Origin of the sequence: Draconibacterium orientale, assembly GCF_900111425.1 — a bacterium.
Lineage (GTDB): Bacteria > Bacteroidota > Bacteroidia > Bacteroidales > Prolixibacteraceae > Draconibacterium > Draconibacterium orientale.
The window spans coordinates 120,591-137,851 of the sequence record NZ_FOHT01000008.1; the positions used below are offsets into that span (position 1 = coordinate 120,591).

Genomic DNA, 17,261 nt, shown 5'->3' on the forward strand with positions numbered 1-17,261 from the left:
GATTTACGAAACCTTGAAGGTATGGCAACAATACAATACCGGAAGAAACCAACCGGAAACAGGAAATACCACCCGGAAATACCTCATAACGCCGTAAAATGCATTTCCGGCCGGTGTAATTACATTTCCGGCTGGTTCAATGCATTTCTGGGCGGTACAATCACATTTCCGGGCGGTACAATCACATTTCTGCCTCGTTTGTGGCATTTCTGCCCGGGAATTTCTACTTCCGCCCCGTTTTGTAAAAAACAGGCTTAACAAAGAAATTTTTACAGGTAAACATACTAAACTTGTTTTCTGCTCAGTTTTTATATTTTTGCCTAAATAAAATTTGAAGATGAGGAAGTTGAGATCGATAGTTGTGGGGATGGGACTTGTTGTTGCACTGGGGCAGTTGTTTTCGTGTGCACCTAAAAAGGCCCAAAAGGAAGAGGTTCCGGTGTTGGATACCGTAGTTGAAGTAAAAATGCCGGAGTTAAAATACGGACTTCCGGTTGATTCGTTTACGCTTGAAATGGGTAAGGTAAAAAACAATCAGTACCTCAGCCAGATTTTAAATACACGTGGCGTAGGCATGGGAACCATCGATAAAATTGCCCGAAAATCAAAAACAGTGTTTGATGTTCGAAAAATTAAGAGTGGCGAAAATTTCTGCATCCTTTCTACCCGCGATTCCATTCCTGTTGCCAAATATTTTGTTTACGAAAACTCGCCGGTTCAGTATACCATATTCGAGTTAACCGATACCTTAGGAATTTACCAGGGGGCAAAGGAAGTGAAAACCCGGCAACGAACCGCACATGGCGTTGTAGAATCGTCGTTATGGAATGCTATGGTGGATAACGGGCAAGACCCGATGCTGGCATTAGAACTTTCCGATATTTTTGCCTGGACCATCGATTTCTTCGCTATCCAGAAAGGCGATCGTTTCAGGGTGATTTATGATGAACAGTTTGTGGATTCCGTTTCCATTGGCATTGGCGAAATTTATGCCGTTCAGTTTGATCATTATGGCGCAGAAAATTACGCTTTTATATTCGATCAGGACGAGCGTTGGGACTATTTTGATGAACAGGGGAAAAGTCTCCGGAAAGCATTCCTTAAAGCCCCTCTGCAGTTCTCGCGAATAAGTTCGCGATTCTCAAATAGCCGCTTGCATCCGGTGTTGCGTATTCGTCGTCCGCACCACGGAGTGGATTATGCAGCGCCAAAGGGAACTCCGGTAATGAGTATTGGCGACGGAACTGTTATTGCCAAAGCTTATCAAAAACGTGGCGGAGGTAATTATGTGAAAATAAAACACAACTCAGTATATACTACGACTTACATGCACCTTGCGGGGTTTGGTAAAGGAATTACTACCGGAGCGCGGGTAAAACAAGGCCAGGTAATTGGGTATGTTGGTGCAACCGGACTGGCAACGGGGCCGCATCTCGATTTCAGGGTGGCTAAAAACGGCAGTTATGTCGATCCGTTAAAAGTAAAAGCTCCACCGGTTGAGCCCGTTAAAGAGGAAAATATGACCCGCTATACAGCAGTTAAGGATTCGTTGATGCAGGAATTGCATAAAATTCAATGGGAACCCACTCCCGAGTTAGCTGATATAAATTAATGCCAATTTGTGGTCAATTGTATAAACTTCACGTTTTCAACTGGTGCCGTAAAATTGGCGGTTTTTGATTTTAATTTTTATCTTTCCGAAGCAAGACAACATTTTAATATTTAACGTTGTTTTAGTGATTGTACCTTTATTAAATTTTAAAAATTGAGGAAAAATGAAGATGAAAGTGAACTTAAGTAAAGTCTTGATGATACTGGCCGTTGCCGGCATGTTTTTAGCGTGTGTACGAAATAAAAATGGCGCTTCGGCTCCGGCTCAGAGCGAGAGCGCATTCAATATGATTAAGGTTTCAGAAGTGATTCAGGGAGGAAGTTACACGTACATTAGTGCAACTGAAAATGGTATTGCAAAGTGGATCGCAGTAGCAAAACAAGAGGTGAATCCGGGCGAAGTTTTGTATTACTACGATGCTCTGCCAATGGAAAATTTCCACAGCAAAGAAATCGACAAAACTTTTGATGTAATTTACTTTGTGAATAAAATAACCAAAACACCGGGGGCTGAACAGTCTGCAATGACTGGCGGTATGCCGGCGTCGCATCAGGGTAAGGTAGAAGCCAGCGATGCTGAAGTTGAAATTACTAAAGCCGAAAGTGAATTGAGCATAGCCGATGTTTTTGCAAACAAAGCCGAATACAGCAGTAAAGAATTTGAAATTAAAGGAGCTGTTGTAAAAGTAAACGAACAGGTGATGGGTAAAAACTGGGTGCACATTCAGGACGGTACCGGTGTCGGTGGTAATTTCGATCTCACAATTACGACACAAGCCGATGTAAAAGTAGGCGACGTAGTTACTTTTAAAGGAAAACTTACGCTGGAAAAAGATTTTGGCGCCGGTTATTTCTACGAGGTAATTATGGAAGACGGAACCCTGGTGCAAAAGGAGGGAACCCAGATTTAATTTTTGTCAATATATCCTTTAATGGCTTCGAGGTAAGCTGTTAAAGGATATAATTTTTCATCGTACCACAACGATGCAAAATACAATCCAATCGGGGCTTTTTTAAGCCCGTTTTTTTTGTAATAATCTTCGAGCCACGCTAATCCTTTTTCTATCTCAGTTTCTGATTTTATTTCATTCAAAGCTGCAATGGCAAGAGCTGTTTCTTCAATCGAGCCTTCAATTCCAAAATCGCCGCCCCAGCTGCCATTTTCATTCTGAACCTTTAACAGGAAGTTTGTTCCTTTAGCAATCATTTTTTCAATTTCCGGGACCAAAACCGGCTCATCTTTCAACAATAACTTTGCTTTCTGAAAATAGGTGAGTACTCGCGCGGTTCCATACACTGGGTTTTCATGGTTTTTGGTATGCTGATTTCCGAACCAAAGCGGCAGCCACGAACCATTTTCTTTTTGGTGTTTCTTTAAATAATCGACAGCTTTATTTATTGCCGTTGTGTACTGTTGTTTCTGTTTTGAATTTAGCTTTGATTTGTAAATGTCCAATAGTTTTGCAAGCGCCAAAACACAATGCCCGGTTAAGTCGGCACAACTTTGGTCGAAAGGTAATTTTCCCCAGCCCCGCGAAAATGTTGGATAGCCGCCATCGTTATTTTGTAGTTGAAGCAACCATTCGCCGCCAACCAGCATCTCCTCGGTAATTGTATGATGTGGCGCTAGCTCTAAAAGTGCCAGAATAGCTCCGGGAGTATCGTCGCAGTCGGGTACCGACCCTGAATAATTTGTCCAGCCCCAGCCACCCGGCGAGGTGCCGTTAAACGGATGAACCGTTTTATTTTGCACCGAAAGCAAGTGATTGAGAATTCGTTTTTGCTGTGTTTCCGAAAGCACTTTGTTTCTTCGTTCTCCCAACGCTTTTACACTGAGTGTAGTCACCCATGTTGAAAGGTCGATGTCGATGGGCCAGCTGCCATCTTCGCGTTGGGTGCGTTTTAAAAAGGCAATTCCTTTGTCAATAATAACCGAATCTCGTGATCCGGCATTTATCAAACTCAATGCTACAAAAGCAGTCAACGGAATCGCTTCCAGAAAACCACCGCTTTCCGGCAGCGATCGTTCAAGAAGTTTTAGGGCTTTCTTTTCCGCTTTTGCCCTGATGGCACGAGTTATTCCGTTCGTTTTTTTCTTGCGGAACACTACAATTCCAACGGCGATCAACGCCGGAATGGCATAGCTAACCACACTCAGGTTTAACAACCGATAAAAGCGGCGTGGCAGCAAAGCCAGCTCGAAAGGCAGCTGCGGAATGTGTTTAAAACCATCGTCGCCGGGAATGCCGCAAAGTGCGCACATTGTAAGTATAGGCACCGAAAACGTATAATCTTTTTGGTAATGATTGAGAATTACTTTGGCCACCTGATCAGAGCTCACATCAACATTTTGTGTTTTTAAGTAGTGGGCCAGTTTTTGCTGTGTTGATTTTACCTCCGAATTTTTTTCTGCGTAGAGATTCAGAGCAGCATAAGAAAGTAACGAAGTTGAAATATTTGCCGGACTTTCGGGGGTGTCGCCAAAACCACCATCGCTATTCTGATTTGCAGAAAGCCAATTCAGTCCTTTTTCTATCTCCTGTTGATGAAGGCCGGCGTCGTGGAAATGAAGTGCCGCAACAGCCACCGCCACTCCCAGCGCACTCGACGATAATTCTCCCGACCAGAAACCATCTTCGTTAAGTTCACTGAGCAAAATGTCGCTCAATTCTTTAAACCGTATTTCCAACTCTTCTTTTTTCACCTTTAATATTTTAAACACAAAGCCCCGAAGACACTAAGATTTTTTTATTTCTCGCAGAGGCGCTAAGTTTTGCTAACTTCCATTTACCTGTTTTTTCGTTGAGAGACTTTGTGCCTTCTTTGTGCAACTTTGTGGTTTGTTTTTTTTCCACCCAAGTACTCTCGAAGTCCTTCTGAAATCAACAATCGTTAATCATTCCCGACGCTTCGGTCGGGACTAGTTCCACTAAGCATTTTTAGTTCTTCCCCATAACTGCGGATCCTAAAAATGGAGTGTCACTGAGCATTCGTCATTCATTCTTCCTCCTTTTGCCTTTCTACTTTCTACTTTTGCCTTTTTCCTTTTTCCTTCACAAGGCTTCCCAATGCCAGCAGTCCATAAAACGTGTATTCCAAATCGCGGGTTTCATCGCCGTCGCCCGAAAGAAAGGCTCCTGAAAGGTAATTATTTTGCATAAAATCAAGGCAATCGGGAGTGATCAGGCGCAAATCGTAATTGGTTTCTGCCAAAGCAAAAAGTGCCACTCCGGTTGATAGTGTATCGCTGAATGGTGTGGTTTCAAATGCCCTGAATCCAGCTTTTTCCAAGTGGAAGGCTATTAACGGCTTATGGTAATTTTTGTAGCCTAATCCCAGATCGAAGCGGGCAAAACAAAGTGCCGCTACCAAACTACACGGCGAGTTTTTTTTCACATTGTAAAATGGAAGCCAAACACGTGCCATCAGGTTAAAAAGAAAGCGGTTTTTAACCGTGGCATCAATGGATAAAGCCAGCAGGAAAAAACGATAAGAAATATCCATAAAGTTATGCCCTGAGAAAACCTTTCGAAGCAACGAAAACACTGACTCATTTTTTTGTTGCGGAAACAACTCGGTCTTCATCAGATTTAGCGCCAGTTCTTCAACGGTACTTGATGTTGCCGGTTGTATTGAAATATATGTTTTTAATTGCTCAATTGCTGTGTTTTGTCCGGTGGCTAAACTTAACCAGCAGCCGAAAAGCGAGTAGTAAGGATCGGGGTTTCCGGCACGGTCGCAAAAGCCACCCGAAGCGTGTTGCTGACTTTTTATAAAATCAATGATTTCCTGTTGTATTTCGGGCGATAAAGTTTCAAATCCTAAAGAAAGTCGCCGAACCAGTTTTTTGTAGATCGCGATTTTCTTTGGCTTACTCATTGGTCGTTTCTGACTTAAATATTTTTCCCATTACGCCATAAAGACTCAGACGAAGTTTAGAATTTTCCAGTTTATCGAGTTCGGAGTAACAGTTGTCAACGTATTTCTGTAGGTATCCTTTTGCAACTTCTTGTAAGCCGAATTTATCAATCAACTTTCTGAATTCTACAACTTGCCCGAATAAATTAGCCGGAGTATCTTTTTCCTGATCGGCAAAATGTTTGTTCAGCAAGGCCAGCAGAAAAGGATAATCGCCGGTTTTTTCAGCATTGTGTGGTTCGGTGTATTCATTCAGGTCGTCGCGAATTTGATAGGCAATTCCCATAAAATCGGCAAATTGTTCCAGAATTTCCTGCTCCTGCTTGGTGGCTTTGCCAACGATAGCTCCCACCAACAGTGCCACTTTGATGGCTTCACCGGTTTTGTTTTTAAAAACCCCGATCATCTCATCGGGCAGCAGTTGAATTTTTCCGTCGTTAAAAAGAATGTCGACACCCTGGCCGCGTGTTAATTGCAAATGCGAACGCGCTATAAAACGCAGGCAGTTTTTAATTGTTTCAGTCGATGTATCCAGTTCGCTCAACAACTCGTAGCCTTTGCCAATAAGGAAATCGCCGGCGTTAATTGCCTGAGGCACGCCATGTTTTGCATGCGCCGTAAGCGTGTTGTAACGCTCGTTGGCATTGTCTTCAATATCGTCGTGAATGAGCGATGCCTTATGAAAGCACTCAATAATAAGCGTTAAAGGCTGCAGAAACTCATCGTTCTCCGAATTTGAGTAGGCCAGGTAGCTTAAAGCTGCAAGCAGAGGACGTATTCGTTGGCCGTCGATCAGCAAATATTCCTGTGCAATTTGTTCCGTTTTATCACGGCCGGGAATGTATTTTTTGATTTTTTCTTTGGTGAAAAAAGCCTCGATCCGGTTCTTTAACAACGATACCGAAATGGGCTGGTACTCTTCATTAGGTTCATACGAACGCATTTCATCCAGAATCCATTTTATATCGGCACGGGTGTTTTCGCAGCCATCAAAAAGCAGCGGGATGCCAATTACCGGAACCGCAGCATTTGATACCGGCTCGAACGACCGTTGCAGCACCGGCATACAACTCACCCCGATTACGGCATCTATCGATCCTTCTTCCACTAAACCAACGGCAACCGTTGTTCCTTCGGCTACCAGGTTGGCGTAACCTTTTAATTCGGCTTCTATCAGCAAATCATCGATGGGGCAGGCTTTACAACCGGCACAGTTCAGGCCCAGCTCGTCGAACAAGCCTTCGCATTTTTCTTTGTTGTTTAAACATTGCGGCAACAACAACAAACGGCGGTTCATGGGTGTGGCTTTCACGGTTTTTCGCCACGATTCGTTGCCCAGCAAAACCATGGCAAAAGGAATAAATTCAGCAGAAATTTCCTGCCCGCGCACCAAATCAGCGGCCAGTTCTTCCAGTTTCCAGATGTTTACAGGAGGACGCAGCCCGATACTTTCAACCATAGCAGCAGCAGCCTTACGCATTTTGTTGCGCACGAACGATTCCTCAGGAACTTTTAATATGCCGTTTGTCTCCTTCATATTAACCGTAGGCGCCAAAGCCAAAAAATGCCCGTTTTTTTGCAAAGCGATACAACCAGCTTTTTTCGCGAATTTCTTTCGCCGAGCCATGACTGGAAACTTTTTCCATTCGGCTCAGGCGTTCGGCTTCGTTATCACGGCCCGAGGTATCTTTTGCGGCGTGTTGTTTTGTATAATTTACCAACCACTGCGGATCGTCCATAACGATGCAGCCAGTGGTTAATTTTGGTATTTCTGTTTTAAATCCTGCCAGAAAGGCTGAGTTGCGGTAAATACTTTCCAGATCGCCGTCGGCCACGTTATTGGTGGCAAATTGAATAACCGGACAAGGTTCAATATCGCCGGATGCATTTATATGGTGACTCAGTCCCGATGCAGCCGGACACAAGCCTTTTCCGTTTTCATCCCAGTAGGCGTCGATAATGGCGATGTTGTATTTCCGGCGCGCGTCAACCATAAATTGGCGAAGTTGCTCAATCTGTTCGGCCGAAAGACAGAGATCAACCGTTGCATCCTGTCCCGCAGGACGATAAATATAGTACCACAAATAAAGTACGCCACGATCGATCAGCGATTGAATAAACTCATCCGAGAAAGCCAGCTCGATATTTGATTTGCAAACACTCATTGCCACACCGGTAATCAATCCTGCGTCGGTTGAATGATCGATGGCAGCCTGTGCTTTCTGGTAAACATTTTTTCCTCCGCGGCGTACGTCGGCAACTTCACTATCGCCTTCAAAACTGATCAGCGGCGAAACGTTGGCCAGTTTACGCAAACGTTCAGCAATATCTTTTGTGAGCAAAGTGCCGTTGGTAAACAGCTGAAAATAGCAGTCGGAATGTTTCTCAAAAACATCGAAAAGCGGTTTATACATGAGTGGCTCACCGCCCAGTATCCCGAAAAAATAGGAGCCTTTTGTTTTTGATTGGGTGATGATAGAATCCAGCATTTCGGGCGACATACGCGCATTTTGTTTTTTATGGGTTACCCAGCAGCCCTGGCAATTCAGGTTGCAGTCGTCGGTAACCGATATAAAATGAAATGCCGGAAAGAAGTCGCCTTTTTTCAATCGTTTTTGAAAACGCTGAATGCCACGGGCACCTTTTATGCCCATGTTGTACGCAAACTTATACAAGCATTTTTTATCTGTTTTCAGGATTTGTTTAAGCATCGTTTTTTGGATTCTTTAAGCTGTTCTTCAATTCTTCCAGGGCTCTTTTTTTCTCTTCTTCGGCTTGTTGAAAAGCGCCTTGCCTGAAAATATTTCTCCGGGCGTTGTTGCGTTCGTTCAGCATAACAAACAAATTTCCTTTTTGATCGTTTCCTGCAGCTTTTTTATTGTCTGAAGGTTCGGCACCTGACAATGCTGAATTCTCTGGTAATCGCGGGAAAATTATTGCCGATGCGGGGCAGGTTCGTCCGCAGGCCGGACAGTTATTTTTGCACGACAAGGGATTGGCAACCTCGAGGCTTTTTTTGTTGTACGAATAAACCCCAAAAACGCAGAACCGCGCACATTGTCCGCAAAGGGTGCAGCGCGATTTGTCGATAATCGGGTACCAAGCCGGAACTTTCAGGTCGATGTTTTTTATTTCGTAAAAAGTTTCGTCTTGCTTTTCTTCAATCTTAGCTGATACGTCAGCAGTAATTTGTTCGACGCCGGCTTCCCTGAAATTAAAAACTTCGTAATTACTCAGCTGAACTCCGTTCTGTTCGAACATATTTTTAATGGCTCGCGGATAGCAGGCGGCAATCAGTGTTTTGTCATAATTCTGATCAAGTTCGTGCAGGAAGTCCTTTTCATTCAGTGAAAAAGCACACAGGTCGTGCAGCTCATAAATGTCAACGCCAAGCGGTTTAAAAGCTTCGGAAAGCTCTTCCTTTTTGTCGTCGGAAATGATGCCCGCACCACAGTTGCAAAAAATCAGGCAAGTTTTGTTTGTCATTTTTTTGGTAATGAAAAGCTAAATAAGCAAAATTCTGCTCAACTTAAAAATGCTTGCCCGCCTTTAACAATCAATTAAGACAGATAGCCTTTTAACGGCGATGAATCTTGTTGTTTTGCAGATGAGTTGACCTCATTGGCAGAGGAAATAATACGCACATTGAATTAAGGGCACAAAAGACGAGGAATGACCTGATTTTGTAATAATTATTCCGAAATTTATACCTGTACATTAAAACAGACAATCTTAATATTATGAACCGCTTATTGCTAATAGCCCTGGTTACCCTGCTTTTTATTTCGTGCGATTCGAAAAAGAAGCCGAATCCCCACAAGAATGTAGAACTATCGGCCCACGATCAAAAAATGGAGTGGTGGAGAGAAGCCCGCTTCGGAATGTTTATTCACTGGGGCCTGTATGCCGATCCTGCCGGAGAATGGAAAGGCGAGCGTATTCCGGGTATCAGCGAGTGGATTATGGCCAATGCGAAAATTCCGGTGAAAGAATACGAGCAACTGGCCGAAACGTTTAATCCCGATAAATTTGATGCCGAAGAATGGGTGAAACTGGCGAAATATGCGGGGATGAAATACATTGTAATCACATCGAAACACCACGATGGTTTTGCGATGTTTCATTCAAAAGCCAGCAAATACAATATTGTTGATGCTACTCCTTTTGATCGCGATCCGTTAAAAGAACTGGCTGAAGTATGCGAAAGGGAAGAAATACGGCTTGGGTTTTATTACTCGCAGGCACAAGACTGGCGCGAACCGGGCGGAACGTACTGGAATATTGAAGAGGGGAAGCCACACTGGGATCCGGATCTGAAACGCGAACCACTGATGAATTACATTAACGGGAAAGCGGTGCCGCAGGTAAAGGAAATTCTGGAAAATTATGGTGGCCTGGATATTTTGTGGTGGGACACCCCACGCGGAATGACAGAAGAAGCCGCCAATGTATTAAAAGCAGTTACGGATGATTACCCAAACCTGATCACGAATAACCGGCTTTATCGTCCGTGGCCCGGCGATTTTCAAACGCTCGAGCAGCATGTGCCGCCAACCGGGCTGGATTACGACTGGGAAGTGTGCATGACCATGAACACCAGTTGGGGCTACAAATGGTACGACGAAAACTGGAAACCGACCGAAGAGCTGATAAAAATGCTGGTTGATATTGCCAGTAAAGGCGGTAACCTGTTGCTGAATGTGGGGCCAACTGCAACAGGCGAATTCCCGAAAGCCAGTGTTGAGCGGCTAAAAGAAATGGGCCACTGGATGCAACAAAACGGCAACTCGATTTATGGCACAAGTGCCAGCCCGTTTTATAAATTACCCTGGGGCCGCTGCACCACAAAAAAAGAGGGCGGCATAACTAATTTGTATCTTCATGTTTTCGACTGGCCCAAAGATGGTTTGCTAAGCGTGCCGGGGCTGGAAGCAAATGTGCGTGATGTTTACCTGTTGTCGAACCCGGAGCAGCATTTTGCCTGGAAATTTGAAGAGGGCGATTTACATGTTCATGCGCCATCGGTGATATTTGATGAGATAAATACGGTGGTTGTTGTCAAAATTCGCGGCGAAATGACGGTAACCAGTAATAAGCCACACTTAAAAGAAGGTAGCGTGTTGTTACCTGCCGATTTTGCCGACATTTATAATCCCGGTTATGGGGAACATGCGGTGTTAAAAGGCAGTGGATCAGAATCGGTGATTACCAATTGGGTGGATGCACGTACACGATTGAAGTGGATTTTTGATGCTGAACCGGGCAAATACCGTGTGGAAGCTTTGGTGTGGAGTGCTGAAGAAGGAGGAGTGACAGTTCGTTTGGGTGATCAGAAAATAGAAACTGAACTACCGGATACGGGCGAGGATTATGAACTCGTAGAATTGGGAGAACTGGAAATAAAGGAAAATGGTGAACAAGCCATTTCACTGTTACCTGCGGCCGGAAATAACAGCGATAAACAGTTGATGTATTTGGAGTTGATAAAACTGTAGGTTTTGCATATAGGTTAGACCTTCAAGGTTTTTAAAACCTTGAAGGCCTTGTTGATTCTTGCAAAGGTATTAAGACACACCGTTTTCCAATTCCCAATGACCGGTGACTAATGCCCAATGACTAATTCCCAATCCAACCTGTTGCTAAACATAAGCCCATAATCTTGTTTTAACGCAACCCTTTTTTACCTTTAAACATCTTAATTTCATAAACATAACAATAAAACCAACCATGAATACCTCGTAATACTCAAAGAACAAAACAAACGGTTTGGACAGTAAACCACCCATACTGCCGCAAACCCCAGGTTGCCAAAGCAACAGAAACCGACCTTTTTAATGTGCTCTTTTCTGGTTCTTAATTCAAAAGAACCTGTTTTTCTATGTACTATGGTACTTTTTAACTACTAAATACTTTAAATATGAAATTAATTCTATTTTCAATATTACTTATACCCATGCTTGTTTTTTCACAATCAGAAGGTGCAAAATGGAACTATCCCGTAAAGCCTGGCTCAAAGGTTTGGAATTCATTAAAGAACAACGCGGAAAAGGTTCAGAATTGTCAAATTCCGAGTGATGTATTAGCTACTATGAATACCCGGGATTTATTAAAAGTTTGTCTGAACTATCCCTTATTACCCGATATCTTTGCTTTTAATAATATCAAAGATGGTTTTACCAAATTTGAAAACGATTTCAATGGATTTCAAGAGCTTTTAAAGCGCGATGATGCACCAGACGAATTATTGAAAAAATATAAGTCAATAGAACCGTCAGCTATTCCTGCCAGCGGGACTATACTGGAAAAAGGAAACTATGTATTGAGCATGTCCTTTATTGAGCTTTTTATTTCGCATCCTTTAATAATAAAAAAAATTAATACTAACAGTAAAAAAGAAATTATTAAAGAGCTTTTGTTGAAAAAAGGAAAAAAGAAAAATCAGCCAGATTGGTACCAGACAACTGGAATTCAAACAAATTATTTAGCCATTACCAGCATAGTTCTTAGCGATTCGGACAAGTTTAAATCAGAACTTGATATGACTAAGGTATCTCCCTATATCTATTCTGGTGTTTTAACCACTCCGGAAATACTAAATCAAATCGATCAGGTAACAAATAAGTACTTAAAAAATCATTGATCATGAAAACCAAAATATTATTAGTATTTGGGGTCATCTTTTTAACCCTCTCGTGTGAAAAGGAGGGGAACAACTATATTAAGCCACTTAACGAAATTTCGGCTTGTGGATATGACGATCCGTTAAACCAATTAGACTGGCTAAAATCAAAAATTATCGAAGGAAAAGATCCTTCAAAAACGAGCTTTATTGAAAATGCATGGATCAAAGAATATGAAGAAGAAGATATTGTTGTTGTTGATTTTGGTTTAACATCATCCATGTTTTCAACATTTAATTGTTCTGGTGAAAGTATAACTATTGATGATCAGAGTTTTTATGATTCACTTGGAGAAGAAGAGTTAATTTATAAATATGAATAAAACTATGAAACATATAGTAAATATATTAATCGTTTCACAACTAATTTTTCAGGGGCTTGTCAATGGTCAGGATTACAGAAGTGACGTTTGTACGCCGAAAGGCAGTAATGTAGTTGCTTGGACAATGGATTCTGAATATTCAGATTCGTTAAAAAGTTACTGGGATAGTTATTATGGCAGTGCTTATCCAAATATTGAAATACTTGCAACTAATGGGATTTACAGTACGACTAAAAAATTCAATTGTCATAGCTATGCTTGGCATGTTTCTGACGGAGGAACTAACAGGTGGATCGGATATTATCAAGGTAATGCTGATGAATATATTTATTGGGAAGATGGTAGTTATATTGAAGTTACAGGTTTTGTTCCATACCCTGGAAAGGTAAACTGGTCATCAGGTGATCATTCTGCAATAACAACGGAAAATCCAGGTGTCCTGATTTCAAAATGGAATGAATATCCTTTAATGAGGCACGCATGAAATGATTCCCCATACGGAACGAGTAATTTAAAATATTACAAATTAAATTTTCAAATTTCAGGACCATCTTTACTATGCAATTCTGCTGGGGAGTACAGTTTATCCGATACTCCGGGTGGAGAGATCACCTGGGGGCAAAGTAATAATCTTTCGCGTTCATCGTCTCAAGGAGCTAATCCTTGTAGTTTTAGCCCGGTTTCCGATGGACAGGGATGGGTTAGTGCCAGTTTTACAAGCGGTTGTGGTACGAGTTTTACTTTACCGCAAAAAAACGTTTGGGTAGGTACTCCGGATCATGATAATATAAGCATTACCGGTGATGATTGGGTAGTGCCGAAAAACAGTATTTTTATGGCTACAGCTTCCGAAGAAATGTATATTGATGATTACCAATGGGATCTCCCTTATGGGTTTAATATTACAATGGGGCAAGGTACTTATACCATCCGTTTTAATGCTCCTTCTGGATTTGGCTCCGATTATTACGGATTGTAATTGCACAATACATGTGGAACTTCCGGACGGAATTATATGATGTATGAGGCACCATTTAAAAGCGTACTAATCGTAAGCCCCAACCCAACCAGTGGAGAAACTACTGTAAGTATTGAGCCGGAAGTTACTAAAGACGAATTTCTAAAATCCACCTCAACCGAAACAACATTAGACGAAAACACCGAATGGGATATAGAAGTATACGATAATATGCAAAGTCTGAAACTTAAAAAACAAAAACTAAAAGGCAAAAGCACAAGAATAGGTACCCAAAGCTGGAAAGAGGGTGTTTATATGGTACGTGTTAAATATAACGGGGAAATACTTACCGGTAAGCTGATCGTGAAATAAGCCCAGCCCTTCAAGGTTTTTAAAACTTTGAAGGGCTATTATAACATCACCGGGGCTTCCCGAAAATTAGAACCAAACTAAAAACAGCCCATCGGGTATTCCCGGCACATGGAAATAAAATGAAAACAACCCGTCGGGGCTTCCCGACAGCAAGAACAAAAGTAAAAACAAGCTTTCGGGCGTTCCCGGCGCTTAAAAATAAACTCCTGGCTAAGTTTCGGAGTTTCCCGGCAAGCAGAAATAACCGATCTACACGTTTTCGGGGCTTCCCGATCATGCAACTAATAACTATTAATCATCCAAAAATTAAAATCGAATGGAAATTTTAAAAATTGATCTTTCGCGACTTCGCAACGAAGAGCACCACAACTTTCACAACGAGGTAAACGAACTAATTGTTCGTTTTACCGTTGACGCACTAAAAGTTCAGCGTTATTACCCTGCTTTCGAAGCAGCCCTGGCCGATGAAAGTGCAGCCCTGGATTTAGTTCAAAAAAGTATGTTTACCGGCCCCATTGCCGATGCCGACCATGAACGCGATACCATAACTCTTGGTATGGAAGATATGGTTGACGCTGCCCTGCGCCACTTTAACGAGGACGTACGCGAAGCCGCCCGAAAACTTAAAATTGTTTTTGATGGTTTCGATGGCATCACCACAAAACCCTACGACCAGCAAACAGCGGCTACCGATAAGCTTACAGAGCTACTGGAAACAAAATATGCTGCCGAAGTTGCTTTGGTAGGCCTTACAGCGTGGGTGCCCGAGTTAAAAGCCAAAAACCAGGCAGTGGTTGCATTGGTGGGCGAGCGCTATACCGATGAGTCGGGCAAACCACCGTTAAAAATGAAGGCTGCCCGCAAACAACTTGAAGCGGCTTACCGTAATGTGGCCAAACTGATTGATGCTTTGGCATTTGTTGATGGCCCGGAAGCCTACGAAGCTTTTATTTCGGAGTTAAACCAGCGTATTGAAAAATACAACAATCGCCTTAGTCAGCGCGATGGGAGAAATAAGAAAGACGACGATCCGGAGAAGGAATAATGTTCAGCTTTCAATGAGGCTGTCCAAAAAAGTCCTGAAACAAAAATCAAACACGAAGACACCAAGGCGCAAAATATTAGTGTTCAGATAATCTTCTTCGTGGCCTTGTGACTTTGTGTTGAGATTTTTCACTTTTGGGACAGCCTCATTCTTCTGATTCTATTTACTCATTTCAGCAAAATACTTATAAAACAGTGGAATGGTTTTTATGCCTTTGTAAAACTGCTCCAGCGGGTAGTTTTCGTTGGGCGAATGGATGGCATCCGATTCCAAACCAAAACCCATCAGTACTGATTTAATTCCAAGCACTTTTTCGAAAGTTGAGATAATCGGGATACTTCCACCTGAACGAACCGGCACCGGACGTTTACCAAAAGTATCGGTGTAGGCTTTTTCGGCAGCCTGGTAGGCTGGAATATCAATCGGGCAAACATACGCCGGGCCACCGTGTAACGGAGTTACTTCAACTTTTACCGATTTTGGCGCAATACTCTCGAAGTGCTCTTTAAAAAGAACGGCTATTTTTTCGTGGTCCTGATCGGGTACCAAACGCGACGAGATTTTTGCAAAAGCTTTTGATGGTAACACGGTTTTTGCTCCTTCGCCGGTGTAACCGCCCCAAATACCACAAACATCAAACGACGGACGAATGCCGGTGTGCTCACTTGTTGTAAAGCCTTTTTCTCCTTTCAGTTCCTCAACGCCAAGGGCTTTTTTATATTTTTCTTCGTTAAACGGCGCTTTGGCCAGCAGGGCACGTTCTTCGGACGAAACTTCCTGTACGGTGTCGTAGAATCCGGGAATGGTTATCTTTCCATCAGCATCAACCATCTGGTCGATCATCGAACAAAGTACATTAATAGGGTTGGCAACAGCGCCACCAAAAATCCCTGAGTGCAGGTCGCGGTTTGGTCCGGTAACTTCCACCTGCCAGTAAGCCAGTCCGCGTAATCCGGTGGTAATGGATGGAATATCAGCAGCCAGCATCGAGGTGTCGGAAACCAAAATGATATCGGCTTTTAGCATTTCCTTGTTTTGCTCGCACCAAAGGCCGAGGTTTGGCGATCCCACTTCTTCTTCGCCTTCAATCATAAATTTTACGTTGCAGGGCAGGGTATTGGTTTTTACCATCAGCTCGAAAGCTTTGGCGTGCATCATGCCCTGGCCTTTATCGTCGTCGGCACCGCGGGCGTATATTTTACCATCACGCACCTGTGGTTCAAACGGAGGCGTGTCCCATAAATCGATGGGATCAACCGGCATTACATCCATGTGGCCGTAAACCAATACGGTTGGCAAGGCCGGATCGATGATTTTTTCGCCATAGGTAACCGGGTTTCCGGCAGTTTCAAAAACCTCGGCTTTGTCGGCTCCGGCTTCCAAAAGTGTTTTTTTCCAGTACTCGGCGGCTTTGTACATATCCGGTTTATGGGCGGCAATCGAACTGATCGACGGAATGCGGATCAATCCAAATAATTCCTCTAAAAACCGGTCTTTGTTTTCCTCTACATATTTATTAATATACTCCATAACTTTTACTTGAATTTCCCTTAATATTTGAGTTTGAAAAATAGTGTTTTCGGCAGGATTAAAAAAGAGGTTTTGTCATGCAAAGATCATAGTTATTGTAATGGCAGATTCACTTTGAAAGGGGTAATGTAATTGTAGTGTTTATTCGGAAAGCCTCAGTAGCTGGTGCCCATACTGTAAGAGCAACACGACTAGGTGTTATTTTCTTCGTTAAATGGTGTGCCGAATAACACCTGATTAGTAGAAGATATGGGTTTTGAAAATAATAGGGGATTTTCAAGAAAAAAAGGACATCCCCGCGAATGCCCTTTTAGTAAGTTAATCACAACTTAATTAAATGCTCACATCCCCAAAAAATGAGTAGTGGCAAAAAATATTTTTATTTGTTAAAGTAATGAATAATAGTCCATTTCATGCATTATGAGTTAAAGTTAGAATATTCTAATACATAATAAAAGAGAATTTATTAACAATATTAATAAAAATGTGAATAACTGGGATTTATTGATGATGTAAGCATTTGTTTTTATTGTTAACGGCAAGTACTAGCCTAAGTGATTGGTTGGTAGGTTTTTTCAATAGTTGTATTCTTCTGTTGCACTTCTGTTGTAAGAAAACGGTAATAAGATGGCGTTTGGCCGAAGAACTTGTTGCATTAGCCCGGGGGATTAGAATTTTACTAATCTTTTTTAGAAAAACTGTAATTAGTTCCCAAATGAAAATAAAAAAAGAGGCTGTCCAAAAAGGCGGTCTCTTTTTTTATGCTGCAATTTCAGAATAGTAGTTTTTCATCCAGATTTTAGATTGTTGCTTTTTCAAGTTGTT

16 protein-coding genes are annotated in these 17,261 nt (G+C 42.3%); 10 read left to right on the forward strand and 6 right to left on the reverse strand.

Annotation, left to right across the window (positions count from 1 at the left end; genetic code table 11):
* Window positions 1-21 precede the first annotated feature (21 nt).
* The 3 genes from BMW53_RS06690 (at window position 22) to BMW53_RS06700 (ending at window position 2,522) form a co-directional block, all read left to right on the forward strand.
* Window positions 22-258, forward strand: coding sequence for a hypothetical protein (locus BMW53_RS06690; protein ID WP_038556446.1), 237 nt, complete (start codon window positions 22-24; stop codon window positions 256-258).
* Between the two features lie 79 nt (window positions 259-337).
* Window positions 338-1,612 carry a M23 family metallopeptidase gene (locus BMW53_RS06695; RefSeq protein WP_038556444.1) on the forward strand — a complete coding sequence of 425 codons (1,275 nt, stop codon included), beginning with the start codon at window positions 338-340 and terminating at the stop codon, window positions 1,610-1,612.
* A 163-nt stretch (window positions 1,613-1,775) separates the two neighbouring features.
* Complete coding sequence (locus tag BMW53_RS06700) at window positions 1,776-2,522, forward strand: hypothetical protein (RefSeq protein WP_139178044.1); 747 nt, start codon at window positions 1,776-1,778, stop codon at window positions 2,520-2,522.
* Here the strand turns inward: BMW53_RS06700 and BMW53_RS06705 are convergent.
* From BMW53_RS06705 to BMW53_RS06725, 5 genes are all read right to left on the reverse strand, one after another.
* Window positions 2,519-4,315 (reverse strand): prenyltransferase/squalene oxidase repeat-containing protein, encoded by a 1,797-nt coding sequence (locus BMW53_RS06705; protein ID WP_074780360.1) that lies wholly within the window; start codon window positions 4,313-4,315, stop codon window positions 2,519-2,521. The genes BMW53_RS06700 and BMW53_RS06705 overlap by 4 nt on opposite strands.
* Before the next feature lie 323 nt (window positions 4,316-4,638).
* Window positions 4,639-5,490 carry a prenyltransferase/squalene oxidase repeat-containing protein gene (locus BMW53_RS06710; protein WP_074780363.1) on the reverse strand — a complete coding sequence of 284 codons (852 nt, stop codon included), beginning with the start codon at window positions 5,488-5,490 and terminating at the stop codon, window positions 4,639-4,641.
* A complete protein-coding gene (locus BMW53_RS06715) occupies window positions 5,483-7,156 on the reverse strand; it encodes a polyprenyl synthetase family protein (RefSeq protein WP_081804768.1) in 1,674 nt (557 codons plus the stop codon). Before BMW53_RS06715 ends, BMW53_RS06710 begins: the two co-directional genes overlap by 8 nt.
* Entirely contained in the window at window positions 7,068-8,240 is a 1,173-nt protein-coding gene (locus BMW53_RS06720; RefSeq protein ID WP_051567630.1) for a radical SAM/SPASM domain-containing protein, read from the reverse strand. Before BMW53_RS06720 ends, BMW53_RS06715 begins: the two co-directional genes overlap by 89 nt.
* Entirely contained in the window at window positions 8,233-9,015 is a 783-nt protein-coding gene (locus tag BMW53_RS06725; RefSeq protein WP_051567629.1) for a P-loop NTPase family protein, read from the reverse strand. The genes BMW53_RS06720 and BMW53_RS06725 overlap by 8 nt, the downstream gene beginning before the upstream one ends.
* A 254-nt stretch (window positions 9,016-9,269) precedes the next feature.
* On the opposite strand from BMW53_RS06725, the gene BMW53_RS06730 reads away from it, so the two are divergent.
* The 7 genes from BMW53_RS06730 (at window position 9,270) to BMW53_RS06760 (ending at window position 14,906) form a co-directional block, all read left to right on the forward strand.
* Window positions 9,270-11,024, forward strand: a complete 1,755-nt coding sequence (locus tag BMW53_RS06730; RefSeq protein WP_038556437.1) for an alpha-L-fucosidase — start codon at window positions 9,270-9,272, stop codon at window positions 11,022-11,024.
* A gap of 422 nt (window positions 11,025-11,446) precedes the next feature.
* Window positions 11,447-12,169: a hypothetical protein gene (locus tag BMW53_RS06735; protein WP_139178045.1), complete on the forward strand. Its 723-nt coding sequence runs from the start codon at window positions 11,447-11,449 to the stop codon at window positions 12,167-12,169.
* A gap of 2 nt (window positions 12,170-12,171) precedes the next feature.
* On the forward strand, window positions 12,172-12,531 hold the full coding sequence (locus tag BMW53_RS06740; protein WP_038556433.1) for a hypothetical protein: 360 nt from the start codon (window positions 12,172-12,174) through the stop codon (window positions 12,529-12,531).
* A gap of 4 nt (window positions 12,532-12,535) precedes the next feature.
* Window positions 12,536-13,015, forward strand: a complete 480-nt coding sequence (locus BMW53_RS06745; RefSeq protein WP_139178046.1) for a hypothetical protein — start codon at window positions 12,536-12,538, stop codon at window positions 13,013-13,015.
* A 351-nt stretch (window positions 13,016-13,366) separates the two neighbouring features.
* The gene (locus tag BMW53_RS20910; RefSeq protein WP_157470753.1) at window positions 13,367-13,510 is read left to right on the forward strand and encodes a PKD-like domain-containing protein; all 144 of its coding nucleotides are present in this window, start codon (window positions 13,367-13,369) and stop codon (window positions 13,508-13,510) included.
* A 36-nt stretch (window positions 13,511-13,546) separates the two neighbouring features.
* Entirely contained in the window at window positions 13,547-13,861 is a 315-nt protein-coding gene (locus BMW53_RS06750; RefSeq protein ID WP_038556429.1) for a T9SS type A sorting domain-containing protein, read from the forward strand.
* A gap of 316 nt (window positions 13,862-14,177) precedes the next feature.
* Window positions 14,178-14,906 (forward strand): DUF6261 family protein, encoded by a 729-nt coding sequence (locus BMW53_RS06760; RefSeq protein ID WP_038556425.1) that lies wholly within the window; start codon window positions 14,178-14,180, stop codon window positions 14,904-14,906.
* Window positions 14,907-15,065: 159 nt separating this feature from the next.
* Here the strand turns inward: BMW53_RS06760 and BMW53_RS06765 are convergent, their stop codons facing one another.
* Complete coding sequence (locus BMW53_RS06765) at window positions 15,066-16,436, reverse strand: dipeptidase (protein ID WP_038556423.1); 1,371 nt, start codon at window positions 16,434-16,436, stop codon at window positions 15,066-15,068.
* Window positions 16,437-17,261 lie beyond the last annotated feature (825 nt).